Genomic DNA, 12,282 nt, shown 5'->3' on the forward strand with positions numbered 1-12,282 from the left:
ACTCGCAGGGGCGACCCCGGTCCCGCGCCGCGTAGGAGCCGACCCGGCGTTGTCCCCCGTACGAGCCACCCTTCTCCACGCACCGCACTCACGTCGTCGCTCAGGGTTACGCTCGTCCGATGCGTACCAGGCCATCCCCCCGCTCCCCCCGGCACCGGCGCACCCGCACCCGGCCGGCAATCCGCCTGACGGCCGGCTTCCTCGCGGCCGCCGCCCTGCTCGTGTCCGCCTGCTCGTCCGGGAACTCGTCCCCGTCGGTGGGCGGGAGGGTGGAGGCGGCGCTCGCCGAGCTGCCGCGTGCGACACCGTCGGCGCTGGCGCGGTACTACGACCAGCGGCTGCGGTGGCGCGACTGCGGTGTCCCCGGGTTCCAGTGCGCGACGATGCGGGCCCCGCTGGACTACGACAAGCCCGACGCGGGTGACGTCCGGCTCGCCGTCGCCCGCAAGAAGGCCACCGGCAAGGGCGAGCCGCTCGGCTCCCTGCTGGTCAACCCGGGTGGCCCGGGTGGTTCGGCGGTCGAGTACCTCCAGCAGTACGCCGGCGTCGGCTACCCGGCGCAGGTCCGCGCCCGCTACGACATGGTGGCGGTGGACCCGCGGGGCGTCGCCCGCAGCGAGCCCGTCGAATGCCTGGACGGGCGGCAGATGGACGCGTACACGCAGACGGACACGACCCCCGACGACGCGAGGGAACGGGACGCGCTGGTCGCGGCCGACCGGAAGTTCGCGGAGAGCTGCGGGGCCCGCTCGGCGCGGCTGCTGCGGCACGTCTCCACCGTCGAGGCGGCACGCGACATGGACATCCTGCGGGCGGTGCTCGGCGACCGGAAGCTGAACTACGTCGGGGCGTCGTACGGCACGCTCCTCGGGGCGACGTACGCCGGGCTGTTCCCCGGGCGGGTCGGCCGGATAGTGCTGGACGGGGCGATGGACCCGTCCCTGGACGCCCGCAGGCTGAACCTGGACCAGACGGCCGGCTTCGAGACGGCGTTCCGGGCCTTCGCGAAGGACTGCGTCCGGCACTCCGACTGCCCGCTCGGCGGCAGGGGGACGACGCCCGCGCAGGTCGGCGACCACCTGCAGGCGTTCTTCCGCAAGCTGGACGCCCACCCGATCCCGGCGGGCGACGCGGACGGCCGCAGGCTGGGGGAGGCGCTGGCCACCACCGCGGTGATCGCGTCCATGTACGACGAGGGCTCCTGGGAGCAGCTGCGCGAGGCGCTGACCTCGGCGATGAAGGAGAACGACGGCTCCGGCCTGCTGTCCCTCTCCGACAGCTACTACGAGCGGGACGCCGACGGCCGCTACAGCAATCTGATGATGGCCAACGCCGCCGTGAACTGTCTGGACCTGCCGCCGGCCTTCAGCGGACCCGAAGACGTCGAGAAGGCACTGCCCGCGTTCGAGAAGGCGTCCCCGGTCTTCGGCCCGGGCCTGGCCTGGGCCGCGCTGAACTGCACGTACTGGCCGGTGCGGGCGACGGGCGAGCCGCACCGCATCGCGGCGAAGGGGGCGGCACCGATCGTCGTGGTCGGCACGGTCCGCGACCCGGCGACGCCGTACCGCTGGGCCCGGTCCCTGGCCGCCCAGCTCTCCTCGGCCCGCCTCCTGACCTACGACGGCGACGGCCACACGGCGTACGGCCGCGGCAGCGCCTGCATCGACACCGCGATCGACGCCTACCTCCTCCACGGCACCCCGCCACCCCCCGGAAAACGCTGCTCCTGACCCCTCCCACCCGCCCCGGAACCACCCCCTCCCGGGCGGGTACGAAGCACCCTCGGAAACTGTGTAGACTTACCGACGTTGCCGATCGCACCCTGGTGCAGGCAGCGCGCCGCTTTAGCTCAGATGGCCAGAGCAACGCACTCGTAATGCGTAGGTCTCGGGTTCGAATCCCGAAAGCGGCTCCACTGGAAAGACCAGCTAGGACGTTCCTAGCTGGTCTTTCGTCGTTCAGCGGACGCGACGGCGGCGCCGCGCACGGGCCGCACGGCTGTCGCCGGTCTCAGTTCTGGTCTCAGTCGGGGGTTCCTGGCGGGGCATGAAGGCGTCACCCATGCGGCGCATCGCGTCCTTCGAGAGGTGCGAGCGCCCCTTCACGTATCGCCGGGTCTGGCTGATCTGGGTGTGCCGCAGGATCTCCATGATGGTCGGCATGTCGACCCCCAGTTCATTGAGGATCGTGCCGGCGGTGTGGCGACTCCCGTCGTACAGCCGGCGGTCGTCAATCCTGGCTTCCGTCAGCAGCTCCTTGAACTCCTCCCAGTCGGCCCGTGGGTCGATCGGCCGGCCGTCCGGCCGCGTGAAGACGGCGCCGCACTCCTCCCAGGAGTCACCCGCCGCCACTCGCAGGGCGTCCTGCCGTTCCTTGTGCTCGACCAGGTACGGGACGAACGGTGGAGGGATCGGCACCGGATTCCGGCTCTTCTTCGTCTTCGGCCGGGTGAAGACGAGTCCGCCGTTCTTGCGCTCCGGGCACGCGCTCGCGTGCCGGGTGCACCCCTTCGGGCAAGGCTTCGGGCATCCGCGCTTGTAGCCCTTGTGCGTCTGGCAGTTCGGCGGGCAGGGCTCGAACCGGTGCAGGCGAGCACCGCAGCCGTGCGGGTCCTTGCAGCCGTGCCGCCAGGTGAGGCGCTGGAGCTGCCACTGGGGGTGGAACAGCTCGTTCTCCAGGTCGACGTACGACCAGCGCAGGCCGAGCGTCTCGCCCTGCCGGAACCCCATGCCGACGCCGACGCACCACCGCATGAAGGTGGGCCGCTTCGCCGCGGCTTCCAGGAACGCTTTGGCTTCCTCGGTGGTGAAGGGGTTCGCCTCGGTCTCATCGACGGTCGGCGGGTCGACCAGCGTCGCTACGTTCTCGCTGATGATCCGACGGCGGTGGGCGATCTTGAGCGCGCGGGACAGGATGCGGTGCACCTTGAGGACGTGCGACGGGGCGTGTCCCTCGTCCAGCATGGCGCGGTACATCCGTTCCAGATGCTCCGGGGCGAGCTTGTCGAGCCGGTGCTGCCCCACGCCGGGGATGATGTCGTTGCGGGTCTTCGACCAGTAGTCGTCCAGGGAACGCGGCTTGAGCTTCAGGCTCGCGATCTCGGTCAGGTAGGTCTCCATCCACTGCGCGACGGTCGGCTTGCGGCCGGCCTTCGGGGCGCGGCCCTTGTCGCGCAGCGCTTCCAGCTCGCGGACCTTGCGGCGCACCTCCGCTGGGGTCTTCGCGCGTCGGTGGCGTCTGTCGGGGCTTCCGTCGTTCTTGACGCCCATCGTGACGCGGCCGTGCCACCAGCCGTCAGCGCCCAGGTAGATGGACGACTCCATGTTGGCCTTACGGGGGCTCATGTACTCCTCCGAACGCGATGTGGCCCCGGACCGACGGTCCGGGGCCACATCGCGCGTGCTCAGCAGGACTGCGCTTCCAGGGCGTTGACGAACTCTTCGAGGTGGCACCGCTTGATGCGGCGCGAGCGGCCCCGCTTGACGAACTTCAGCTCTCCGGCGGCCATCAGTTCGTAGACGGTGGAACGACCGAAGCTCAGCACTTCGGCGGCTTCCTCCGGGGTGTAGAGCAGGCGGTCGATGCGGGCGACGGCGGTGCTGTTCACGTGGATCTCTCCTCAGCAGCGCATCGGGGCACTGGGCCCCCTTCCGGGAGGTCCGCTACTTCCGCTACCTCCGCTACCGCGCAGGTCAGGGGCCTGTCGGTGGTAGCGGATGGGGTAGCGGTAGCGGATGGGTAGCGGCCCGGTAGCGGATCGCGTGGGCGGTATCCGCTACCGGGTCTGTGCTGGTCAGACCGTGTTTTCGGCGCCGGGTAGCGGAGGTAGCGGACTTTCCCGGGGCGGGGGGCAGTAGCGGGACCAGGCGTCGTGCAGATCGGTCGCGTAGTAGCCCTTGAGGACGCCTCCGCCGGTCTTGATGTTGCGGGAGGTGATCGGGTCTCCGTCGGCGGTGACGTACTCGGAGAGCATCCGGGACAGGCGGCGGGAGTCGAGCGGCCTGCCGCCCATGTCCGCCCACGGGGCGTCGTCCATGGCGTTGAGCCGGTCCAGGATGGCGACGGTGGGCAGGCGGTCGATGCCGCTCATGACGTGGTCACGCAGGTCGGTGAGCAGTCGGATTCCGATGCTGCCCTTGTCGTTGACCCGGGAGGCTTTAACCAGGGTGAGGCAGGCTTCCCGTGCCCGCTTCGGCCAGTCGTCGCCGGCCGCGTCCGCGACGGCCAGGAGGGGTTCCCACACGTCCGCGGGCCGGTCGGTGACCCCGTCGGGCATCTCCGGGAACGCGTCCATGACCTGCTTCTGGATGGCTTCCGCCCACTTGGCCAGACGGTCACGCAGTGCGTTGCCTTCCCGCACGTGGATGCGGGTGCGGAACTGTTCCACCGTCTCGTTCGGGGCGCGGCGGCGCATGCGGATGATGACGGAGCGGGTCATGATCGTGTCGGGGAGGTTACCGAGACCGGCGACGGCGAGGGCGCAGTAGGAGGGGAAGGCCTGCACTTGCTGGTTGGCGCCGTCCCCGACGCACCGGTACATGGGCCGGCCGCGGGTGTGGCCGGCGTTGATGAATCCCCGGAGCTGCTCGTTTTCTCCGGCCTTGGGGCCGAAGACGGTGTCGATCTCATCGAACAGGATCGTGGGCCGGCCGCCGTCGATGCCGGACACGGACCGGAACAGGGCGGCGGCGGACGCGTCTACGGCCGCCATGGAGCGCGGGACGAGGGTTTCCACCACCTCCAACGCCCGGGACTTGCCCGACCCCGGCTCGGGGGAGAGGAACGCGAGCCGCGGGGTGGAGTCGAACGCGTCCAGGAGGTGGGCGTGGGCGTCCCACAGGGTCACCGCGACGTACGCGGCCTCGGTGGGGAAGACGTTGAAGCGGCGGTGGAAGGCTTCCACCTCGTTGAGCAGCGCGGCGCCGTCGATGGCGGTCATGCGGCGTGCCTCCCTTCGGACGGCGGGGCGGACGTTCCGGTGCAGGCGGAGCGGTGGGCGTCGTACTCGGTGACCAGCGCGGCGACGCCGTCGGGCCCGGTGGCGGTGCCGGTCAGCCCGCAGGCGCAGGCGTAGGCGGCGGTGGGCAGAGCACCGGGCCGCATCGACCAGCGGGCGCCGTCGTAGGGGTGTCGGTAGACCGGCGGGGCGAAGATCCGGATACCGGGTGCGTCAGGGGTCGGGTCGGCACCCGGCCGCATCGGGGAACGGTTCGGACGAAGGGCAGTGACGACGCCCTGAAGGGCGACGCCTTTCGGCTCGCCCACGGTCGGCCGGGGCGCGGCCGGTTCGGCGGCGGACGGTCCGGCGATGGCGTGCGTGAGGCTCTTAGTAGGCGGGGGACTGGTCATGCCGCCACCTGCCGTCCGGCCGCGTTGTGGGCGATGGACCAGTCCAGTCCCCGCGTGATCACGTCGTCGTAGTAGCGCTGCGACTGGGTGGCGTTGCCCGCCGCCGCCCTACTAAGAGCCTGCTCAACCTCGGCGCGGGCGAGGTCGCCGGATGCCACCAGCCGCCCCAGGGCGCGGGCGGCCCGCAGCAGGGTGGCGTTGCGCGTGCCATCGGCGGCCGTGGCGACGTTGTGCGCCTCGTTGCGCAACGCTGCGGCGGCGTATCCGCTCGCGTGCACGGTGGTCTCCGGCGCGGCCGGTACGGGCCGCGGGCGGGGTTTCAGGGCGTCGTGAAGCCATTCGGGCAGCGGTACGGGGGGACGGTTGTCCAGGACCGTGTACGGGCCGTCGGGGGTGATGCTGCCGGCGGCGACGACGTACCCGCCCCATCCCCGGGTGTCGATCTTCTTGGCCAGCCTGCCGGCGGTGGAGTGCAGCCGCTCGCCCGGGGGCTGGGTGAAGTACAGGTGTTCCCCGCCGCGCGCGGTCCGCACCCGGTAGGTGTCCGGGACGGGCTGCCCGGCGCGCTCGCAGAGCGCTTGGAAGTTGGTGACGCCGTCAGGCGTTCCTTTCGGCTCTTGCGGTTTGGGCGTGTCGAGGTCGACCACCAGCAGTCCGGAGGGGCCGGTGGCGATTCCGACGTTGTAGGGCTGGTGGGCCCAGGCGGCGGTGATCAGGTCCACGTCGGTCGTGGCGCGCTGCTCGGGCGTCTTGTGCCCGCCGGTGCAGCGTCCGGTGCTGGGGCAGTACTTCTCGGCGTGGCCGGCGGGTCGCTTGTTGCCGGGGCGGAGCGGGAAGACGCGCCAGCCGCGTCCGCCCGCTTCGATGGCCCACGCGAGCAGTTCCAAGCCCGGCAGGTCGCGGGTGGGCAGATGACTCATGCGGCCACTCGCCGGATGAGGGTGGGTTGGGTCATGCTGGGTGTCTCCAGTTCTCTTTGACGGTGCTGGATGACAAGGGCGGCCCCGGACTTTGGCGAGACGGGGGCCGCCCTTGGCGTAGCTAGAAGGGCGGTTCGGTGCTGTAGCAGTCGAGCCAGGTGCGCCGCAGCAGGCGCGGCAGGGGCAGCAGGGTCCAGGACCGTGCCGTCCAGCAGTCGCAGAACTCCCAGTCGGATCCGGCGTACTCGCCGGTGTCGTAGTCGCCGTAGAAGGACTCGATGCCGCCGATGCCCGCGCAGTCGGGGCAGTCGGGGCGGGGGGTATCGGTCAAGACCAGCGCGCGGCGCGGGCAGCCGACGACTTTGATGCGGAGTCGGATCACGGGTGGTCTCCTGTCAGCGCTTGGAGCCGAAGAGCTTGACGGTGATGCCGCCGACGCTGATCGGGCCGGTCGCGGCGGCGATGGACACGGCGGTGTGGACGGCGAAGTCCATCAGGGCCAGCAGTGCGGCGATGGTGGCGAAGATGCCGATGGCTCCGGCGCCGGCGAGGGCGAGCGGGTACAGGAAGTGGCTGAGCGGGCGACCGGTGCTGTCGGTGGTGTGGACGACGATGACGACCGGTTGTCCGGTGGCTTCGGCGCGACGGTAGGCGTCGGCGGGGATGTGGGGGGCGATGGTTCCCGGTGGGTCGCGGTGCGGCATGGCGGGGCTTCCCTTCGAGTGAGCCGGCCGGCCCGCGCCGGGGTGGCGGGGGCCGGCCGGTTGGGTGTCAGGGCCGGGTGCGAGATGGGGTGTCACGGGGGTGTCAGGTCCGCGTGACAGCGGGTCTGCCTAGGGGTTTGGGTGTCAGGGTGCGTGACGGTGTCAGGTGTCAGGCGGCGGCGAGGGTGGGGACGATGCGCCAGCGGCCGGTGCTGTTGGTGGGCTCCAGGCGGCCGTCTACGGCGGCTTCCTTCAGGCGTGCGGACACCCACGGGCGGGACAGGTTGTGCTGGTCGCACCAGTCCATGAAGTCCTTCGGGCCGACGATCATCTGTCCGGCCCGCTCGAACTCTTCCAGCGCGAGTGCGAACAGTTGCCGGGCCTCGTCGGGGGTCGGCTTGCGGCCGGTCTCCTGTCCGAAGATCGGTGCGTCGTCGCCTTCCTCGTCGTCGGGCAAGTCGGCTTCGGGGTCAATGCCGGCGTCCTCGGGGTCGACCAGCAGCCCGTATCCCTGCCCCTGCTCGTCGTTCATGTCGTGGTCTCCCTGTACGGCGGTCAGCCGCGGACCGTCCGTGGCCGGGGTGGAGGTGGGGGTGCGGCCGGTGTAGGCGCGGCCGGCGACTGCGGTGACCGCTCCTGCCGTGACCGGGTCGGCGGTCGCTCCCTCGCGCAGTGCCCACGCTGCGAGCTGTTCCATGAGCGGGACGGCGCGGGCGGGGAAGGTGAAGGTGCGGCCCGGGGAGGGGTAGCGGTCCTCGGGGATGCCCGGGGAAACGGCGTAGCAGTAGCCGGGGCGCCGGTTGCCCCACGCCCCGGGGTGGGCGCCGGCGTCGATGACCGCCTCGGGCAGTGAGAATCCTTCGTCGCGGGGGTCGCAGCCGAGCGCGATCACGGACGGCAGTGAGGCCCGGGTGCTGGTGGACATCTGGTCGTAGGAGGGGCGCTGCAGGGACACGATCAGGGAGACACCGGCGGAGCGGGCTTCCTGCGCGATCCCGGTGAACGCGTCGTCGCCGAGGTTGCGCAGGGTGTTGGCCGCTTCCTCGAACCAGGCCACCAGGAACGGCATACCGGGGCACCCGCATGCCCGGCCGGGCTGGCAGGAGTGGGCGGGGTCGGTCTGTGTCTGGGCTGCGGCGGGGACCCACTGCCGGTAGCCGTGGGCGCCGAGCCAGCGGGTGCGGGCGGGGATGACGGCCTTGACCGCCTCGACCATGACTTCCGTGTCCGCCCCGCCTTCCGCGGACCAGTCCATGCCGGGCCGCAGCGGCGCGAAGTCCTGGAACGCCTTCGGGTCGGACACCCACAGCAGCACGTCCCGGCGGGACAGGATTTCCGTCTGGAGGTTCAGGGCGGTCTCGCCCTTGCCGGATCCGGTGCCGCCGGCGATCAGGACGTGGGTGCTGTTCCGCTTGGTCTCGGGGTCGCCGGGGAGCCACAGGACCATCGGGGAGCCGTCGTCATACCGGCCGATGACCAGGGGTTCCGCGATCGAACCCCCGAGGTTCGACGGCCCCTCCCACTCCGCCGGCTGCGCCAGCATGTCTTCAGGGACGATGACCAGCTCGCCGCGCCGGCTGGAGTCCGGCGAGGGGTGGTAGCGGACGGCGGAGACGGGAAGGTCCAGCGCGGACGCGATCCGGGCCAGGGCCCTGGAGACGTCGTTGTTGGTCTGCTCGCCCGGCTCCAGCGCCAACGGTGCGGTGACCCGGTTCGGCTCCACCTTCGCCTGCCCGATCTGCGCACGCGCCAGGCCGACCTTTTCCAGCAGGCCCTTGTCGCCGCCACTGCCTTGCGGGTCGGTGTCGTTGCGGCGCAGGATCATGCGGATGTTCCAGGACAGGGCCACGACCGGCCCGCCCATCAGGAACAGATCGTCCAGCGGGCCGGTGGTGGGGCCGGCGAGGCAGGCCGCGGTCACCCACGCCGACCCCGCCGCCACGGTGATGGCCGAGTGCAGACGGCGCTGCTGGGTGGTCGACTTCCCCGCCCACCAGGTGGCACCCGTGAGGGCGACGGAGGCCAGGGTGAGTCCGACCCCGGCCGGGGCGGACGCCTCCCACCGCAGCGAGCCGAGCGCCCCGGCCAGCCCCGCGCCGCCCCAGCCGAGCCAGGGCGGCAGGTGCGGCATGACCCGGTTGAGCAGGTAGATACCCACGCCCCCGCCCGACCCGGTGGCATACGGGTCTGCGAGGTAGGCGGCGGCTCCGTCGTGGCCGTAAGCCACCGAACGGCTGTTGCGCGCCATGAACAATCACCCCTTTCCCTACTGCTGAGCCCAGTTCATGACCGGCTGCTGCGGCCGGCGGGCACGGTGACGGACGCGATTGATCTCCTCTTCGAACTCCTGCTGGAAGGTCGCGTAGCAGGCAGCGGCGTTCTTCGCCGCGTCCCGCAGCGCGTCCGCGGAGCGCTGCATCTTGCGGGCCACCTTCTGCGCCCTAATCCGCGAGCCGAACGCCCGCCCCTCCGGGTCCGGCACGGCCGCCAGGACGCCCTTCATGATCTCGGTGCCCATGGCCACCTCGATGGACAAGGTCACGGCGGCGGCCCGCAGGGCGTTGCAGTACTGCCGCACCTGAGCCGGTGACGTGAACTCCGGCGCCGGGAGCAGCGCTTCGGCGTGCGGGCGACTCCCGCCGGTACCGCCGCCGCGGTGGTTGTTGGTGGTGCGGTTGATGGTGACGTTCACCGGGGGCGCGAACGAGCTGCCCATGGCGCCGACGAAGCCGCCGGCCGCGGCCCCGACGTTGGCGAACTTGTTGGACTTCGGCCCGTTGGCGTTGCTGCCGCCGCGACGGTTGGTGGATGCCATCGGTCGACTCCTTCTCCGGTCAGTGGGTGCGGCGGACGATGAGCCAGACGATCTGCGCGGCGCCCCAGATCAGCAGCCACAGCCAGCCGAGCGGGCCGGCGAACGGGCCGAAGCCGGCCGCGGCGGCGAGCCAGCCGCCCGCCAGCGTCGCGAGCACGGCCAGGCCGATGCGCCAGGCCAGAACCGTTCCGGTTCCGGGGCGGCGGCGCTGCATAAGCAGCACCCAGGCGGCCGGGCCGGCGGCGAGAGCGGCGAGGACCAGGCCGGCCCACGGCGCCACGACGTACAGCACCCCGGCCGCGGCCAGGGCGAACACGGCGAGGCTCGTCGGGGCCAGGGCGCCGCGGTGGCGCCACAGCATGCGGCCCACCCATCCGGCGGCCTCCCAGGCCAGAGACGGCCGCTCGGGGACGACGATCACGAACGGCTGCGCGCCGCGGCGCCCGCGCTGGCGGGGGATGTGGACGGTGTGGACGCCCGCGGCCTTGATGCCGCGGGCACGGGTACGGCTGGACACAGCGAATCTCCTCGCGGGAGGCGGTTGGGTGGGTGTGCTGTGCTGTTCAGGCCGCGGCGGCCTGGTCGTCCGGGTAGGCGCACGGGGTGCACATGCCGAGCGCGGCCGGGATGACGTATCCGGCGTCCCGCCGGCAGGCGGGGCAGGTGCGGCGGGCGGTGTTCGCCCGCTCCAGCGCGGCCCACTTCGCCGGGGTCATCGGGCGCACCGGCCGGGCCTGGTCGATGCGGTACAGGTAGGCGACCAGCGGCGGACGCCCCCTGCGGCGGGGGCGTTCAAGCTGCGCGACCACGTCCTGACCGCCCGGTCGGAGTCCGAGCGCGCGCAGCTGCCGCAGCGTCGCCAGCCCGTCAGGGGCCAGGCGCCACGGGTAGACGGGGAGGGCGCCCATCAGCGGCTCGCGATCGCCAGATCAGCCCCGCCCGTGCCGGGGTCGCGGTGTTCGGCGTAGCGGGCGGAGACCCACCCGACCGACCAGCCGCACAACTCGGCCGCGGCTCGCACCGGCAGGCCGGCGTCGAACGCGGCCCGCACCGTCAGCCGGGCCTGTTCCTCAGGCTGCTTCTCGGTGGCCGGGCCGGCGGCGAGGAGTGCCGCGCGTTCACGCTCCGCCCGCTCCTCCCTCGCCGCCCGCTCGGCCCGTTCACGCTCGATCCGGGCCCGTTCACGCTCGGCCCGCTCACGCTCGGCGCGTTCACGCTCCAGCCGCTCGCGTTCACGCTGCTCTCGCTCGGCCCGCTCACGGGCGGCGGCGAACTCGCGTTCCTCACGTCGGGCCCGCTCCTCCCGCTCCGCCTGCTCACGGGCCAGAGCGGCTTCGTGTTCACGCTGTTCACGCGCCAGCATGGCCGCGTGCTCACGCTCCTCACGGGCCCGCCGCTCGGCCGCTTCCCGCCGGTCGGCGGCGGCCCGCTCCCGAGCCTCCCGCTCTGCCTGCCGTCGAGCCTCCAGCTCGGCCACGGCCCGCGTGATCGCACGCCGGTAGGCCAGCCCGGTTTCCGCGGTGACGATCAGCAGCAGCGGGGCGACCGCATGAACCGCGACACCGACCGCGTCCCCGTTCAGGGCGGAGTCGGCGACGTTCAGGGCCAGGGTCATCGCGCCGGTCATCCAGCGCAGCACCACCGGCCACCGGCCCCCATGCCCGCCCAGACGGGCCAGCACCGCGTCCAGGCGCACCACGATCACGACGGCCGCGTCCACGACCAGCGGCAGAATCGGGGCCGTCCACGCCCACTCACGGGCGGTGTGCTCCGCAGCGAGCGGAGTCACGGTGAGGATGGAGTAGAGCATGGCCCCGGCCACGATCAACCACGTGCCCGCGGACAGCGCGCGCTCGGCTGAACGGACCTGAACGCTGTTCACGCACTCACCCCCGTCCATGAACGCACCCGGGCGGCGGCGATGAGTAGCACCGGCGACGCCGGGTCGTCGGGGTCCTGGCTGTCTTCCGTCCACTGCCACACCGCGCCCGGTACCGGCTCGAACCCCAGCACGCCGAGCGCGTCCCTCCGCTCGGTGAGCGTCGGTACCGGCAGCGCACGGTCGAAGCTGTACTCAGGCCACCGCTCGGTGGTGTTCATCAGCACCACGTACAAGCGCCACCGGCCACGGTTCATGGACATCTGCGCGGTGAACTCCCGCGCCATCACGCCACCCCCGGCGCGGTGGCCGCGCCCCGGTTGGTCAGCGTGCGGTGGGCGGCGAGCACCCTGCGCCGGGCCCGCCGCAACCGACGCATGTCCCATTCGGTGGCCGGTCGGTCCAGCAGGCTGATCTCGACGTCCAGCAACTCGACGTCCGCCAGGATCAGGGGCATCTCCGCCGCCACCGCGTCCAGCTCGGCCGACGTCGGCTCACTGTCGGAGTCGTCGGCGGTAACAACCGCCTGAAGTGCAACGATGGGCTTCATGGGTCGTGGTTCCTCTCACAGGGTGAACGGCCCGGACAGCGGCTCCGGTGTTCCAGCACCGGAGC

General features: G+C 72.0%; 15 protein-coding genes and 1 tRNA gene. 2 read left to right on the forward strand and 14 right to left on the reverse strand.

Translation table 11 applies throughout. The annotated features are described in order from the left end of the window. The first annotated feature begins 119 nt into the window (after positions 1 to 119). Together ABZ923_RS09125 and ABZ923_RS09130 are read left to right on the forward strand one after the other, a co-directional pair. Complete coding sequence (locus ABZ923_RS09125) at positions 120 to 1,730, forward strand: alpha/beta hydrolase (protein WP_361468750.1); 1,611 nt, start codon at positions 120 to 122, stop codon at positions 1,728 to 1,730. Positions 1,731 to 1,838: 108 nt separating this feature from the next. Then, positions 1,839 to 1,915, forward strand: a tRNA-Thr gene (locus tag ABZ923_RS09130). A 43-nt stretch (positions 1,916 to 1,958) separates the two neighbouring features. Here the strand turns inward: ABZ923_RS09130 and ABZ923_RS09135 are convergent. From ABZ923_RS09135 to ABZ923_RS09200, 14 genes are all read right to left on the reverse strand, one after another. Beyond that, positions 1,959 to 3,344, reverse strand: coding sequence for a tyrosine-type recombinase/integrase (locus tag ABZ923_RS09135; protein ID WP_361468753.1), 1,386 nt, complete (start codon positions 3,342 to 3,344; stop codon positions 1,959 to 1,961). 59 nt (positions 3,345 to 3,403) lie between these two features. Beyond that, complete coding sequence (locus ABZ923_RS09140) at positions 3,404 to 3,607, reverse strand: helix-turn-helix domain-containing protein (protein WP_361468756.1); 204 nt, start codon at positions 3,605 to 3,607, stop codon at positions 3,404 to 3,406. A gap of 186 nt (positions 3,608 to 3,793) precedes the next feature. Next, a complete protein-coding gene (locus ABZ923_RS09145; protein ID WP_361468759.1) occupies positions 3,794 to 4,939 on the reverse strand; it encodes a DUF3631 domain-containing protein in 1,146 nt (381 codons plus the stop codon). Further along, positions 4,936 to 5,349: a hypothetical protein gene (locus ABZ923_RS09150; RefSeq protein WP_361468761.1), complete on the reverse strand. Its 414-nt coding sequence runs from the start codon at positions 5,347 to 5,349 to the stop codon at positions 4,936 to 4,938. The genes ABZ923_RS09145 and ABZ923_RS09150 overlap by 4 nt, the downstream gene beginning before the upstream one ends. Continuing rightward, complete coding sequence (locus tag ABZ923_RS09155) at positions 5,346 to 6,269, reverse strand: bifunctional DNA primase/polymerase (RefSeq protein WP_361468763.1); 924 nt, start codon at positions 6,267 to 6,269, stop codon at positions 5,346 to 5,348. The genes ABZ923_RS09150 and ABZ923_RS09155 overlap by 4 nt, the downstream gene beginning before the upstream one ends. A gap of 121 nt (positions 6,270 to 6,390) precedes the next feature. Further along, positions 6,391 to 6,651 carry a hypothetical protein gene (locus ABZ923_RS09160; protein WP_361468766.1) on the reverse strand — a complete coding sequence of 87 codons (261 nt, stop codon included), beginning with the start codon at positions 6,649 to 6,651 and terminating at the stop codon, positions 6,391 to 6,393. Between the two features lie 13 nt (positions 6,652 to 6,664). Beyond that, positions 6,665 to 6,973, reverse strand: a complete 309-nt coding sequence (locus ABZ923_RS09165) for a hypothetical protein (protein WP_361468769.1) — start codon at positions 6,971 to 6,973, stop codon at positions 6,665 to 6,667. Positions 6,974 to 7,142: 169 nt separating this feature from the next. Next, on the reverse strand, positions 7,143 to 9,221 hold the full coding sequence (gene traB / locus ABZ923_RS09170) for a plasmid transfer protein TraB (RefSeq protein WP_361468770.1): 2,079 nt from the start codon (positions 9,219 to 9,221) through the stop codon (positions 7,143 to 7,145). An 18-nt stretch (positions 9,222 to 9,239) separates the two neighbouring features. After that, positions 9,240 to 9,788 carry a plasmid transfer protein TraA gene (traA, locus tag ABZ923_RS09175; RefSeq protein ID WP_361468773.1) on the reverse strand — a complete coding sequence of 183 codons (549 nt, stop codon included), beginning with the start codon at positions 9,786 to 9,788 and terminating at the stop codon, positions 9,240 to 9,242. Positions 9,789 to 9,807: 19 nt separating this feature from the next. Next, the gene (locus ABZ923_RS09180; protein ID WP_361468774.1) at positions 9,808 to 10,305 is read right to left on the reverse strand and encodes a hypothetical protein; all 498 of its coding nucleotides are present in this window, start codon (positions 10,303 to 10,305) and stop codon (positions 9,808 to 9,810) included. 46 nt (positions 10,306 to 10,351) lie between these two features. Beyond that, positions 10,352 to 10,696 carry an RRQRL motif-containing zinc-binding protein gene (locus ABZ923_RS09185; protein ID WP_361468776.1) on the reverse strand — a complete coding sequence of 115 codons (345 nt, stop codon included), beginning with the start codon at positions 10,694 to 10,696 and terminating at the stop codon, positions 10,352 to 10,354. Continuing rightward, positions 10,696 to 11,670, reverse strand: coding sequence for a DUF2637 domain-containing protein (locus tag ABZ923_RS09190; RefSeq protein ID WP_361468779.1), 975 nt, complete (start codon positions 11,668 to 11,670; stop codon positions 10,696 to 10,698). Before ABZ923_RS09190 ends, ABZ923_RS09185 begins: the two co-directional genes overlap by 1 nt. Beyond that, the gene (locus ABZ923_RS09195) at positions 11,667 to 11,954 is read right to left on the reverse strand and encodes a DUF6303 family protein (RefSeq protein WP_361468782.1); all 288 of its coding nucleotides are present in this window, start codon (positions 11,952 to 11,954) and stop codon (positions 11,667 to 11,669) included. The genes ABZ923_RS09190 and ABZ923_RS09195 overlap by 4 nt, the downstream gene beginning before the upstream one ends. Then, positions 11,954 to 12,217 (reverse strand): DUF6284 family protein, encoded by a 264-nt coding sequence (locus tag ABZ923_RS09200; RefSeq protein WP_361468784.1) that lies wholly within the window; start codon positions 12,215 to 12,217, stop codon positions 11,954 to 11,956. Before ABZ923_RS09200 ends, ABZ923_RS09195 begins: the two co-directional genes overlap by 1 nt. Positions 12,218 to 12,282: the final 65 nt, after the last annotated feature.

This window comes from Streptomyces sp. NPDC046881, assembly GCF_040645015.1.
Taxonomy (GTDB): domain Bacteria; phylum Actinomycetota; class Actinomycetes; order Streptomycetales; family Streptomycetaceae; genus Streptomyces.

Bases quoted from the DNA above. Each gene is read 5' to 3' on its own strand.
- traB (WP_361468770.1), bottom strand. From the start codon at position 9,221: ATGGCGCGCAACAGCCGTTCGGTGGCTTACGGCCACGACGGAGCCGCC.
- ABZ923_RS09145 (WP_361468759.1), bottom strand. From the start codon at position 4,939: ATGACCGCCATCGACGGCGCCGCGCTGCTCAACGAGGTGGAAGCCTTC.
- ABZ923_RS09195 (WP_361468782.1), bottom strand. From the start codon at position 11,954: ATGGCGCGGGAGTTCACCGCGCAGATGTCCATGAACCGTGGCCGGTGG.
- ABZ923_RS09125 (WP_361468750.1), top strand. From the start codon at position 120: ATGCGTACCAGGCCATCCCCCCGCTCCCCCCGGCACCGGCGCACCCGC.
- ABZ923_RS09155 (WP_361468763.1), bottom strand. From the start codon at position 6,269: ATGAGTCATCTGCCCACCCGCGACCTGCCGGGCTTGGAACTGCTCGCG.
- ABZ923_RS09135 (WP_361468753.1), bottom strand. From the start codon at position 3,344: ATGAGCCCCCGTAAGGCCAACATGGAGTCGTCCATCTACCTGGGCGCT.
- ABZ923_RS09200 (WP_361468784.1), bottom strand. From the start codon at position 12,217: ATGAAGCCCATCGTTGCACTTCAGGCGGTTGTTACCGCCGACGACTCC.
- traA (WP_361468773.1), bottom strand. From the start codon at position 9,788: ATGGCATCCACCAACCGTCGCGGCGGCAGCAACGCCAACGGGCCGAAG.
- ABZ923_RS09185 (WP_361468776.1), bottom strand. From the start codon at position 10,696: ATGGGCGCCCTCCCCGTCTACCCGTGGCGCCTGGCCCCTGACGGGCTG.
- ABZ923_RS09165 (WP_361468769.1), bottom strand. From the start codon at position 6,973: ATGCCGCACCGCGACCCACCGGGAACCATCGCCCCCCACATCCCCGCC.
- ABZ923_RS09150 (WP_361468761.1), bottom strand. From the start codon at position 5,349: ATGACCAGTCCCCCGCCTACTAAGAGCCTCACGCACGCCATCGCCGGA.